Raw genomic sequence first — 455 nt, 5'->3', positions numbered from 1 at the left:
GCACTGGAGGAAGGCTCGCTGGTGGTGAACTCGTCGCAAGGCGGCGGCACCAAAGACACCTGGGTGCTGCAAGAGTAAGCGCACACAGAAAAATAAGCTGATTTTTTTCCGCTCTGCGCGGTCGATTATTTTAGAAAGAATACTTATGCTGAGCCGAACCGCCGATCACTTATTCTGGATGGCACGTTATACCGAACGCGCCGAAAACACGGCACGAATGCTCGATGTGAATATGCAAACGTCGATGTTGCCGCAATCGGCGCAAAATGCTGAACAAGGCTGGCGCGCCATGCTCGGCATTTCCGAGCTCGAAACCGCCTTCGACCACCAATATGGCATGTTGACTAAGGCTGACGTGCTCGATTTCATGGTGCGCGATCCGATGAATCCATCTTCGATTGCCACCTGTCTGAAGGAAGCACGTGAAAACGCACGTGCCGTGCGCGGTACCCTGA

At 53.6% G+C, this 455-nt stretch carries 1 protein-coding gene; it reads left to right on the top strand.

All coding sequences use genetic code 11. The annotated features are described in order from the left end of the window. Positions 1–178 precede the first annotated feature (178 nt). A partial coding sequence (locus tag QN347_RS19470) for an alpha-E domain-containing protein (protein ID WP_323494355.1) occupies positions 179–455 on the top strand: 277 nt, incomplete at its 3' end.

Source organism: Sphingomonas sp. 10B4 (genome assembly GCF_035019905.1).
GTDB classification, from domain to species: domain Bacteria; phylum Pseudomonadota; class Alphaproteobacteria; order Sphingomonadales; family Sphingomonadaceae; genus Sphingomonas; species Sphingomonas glacialis.
This window is presented reverse-complemented; position numbering and strand designations above follow the sequence as displayed.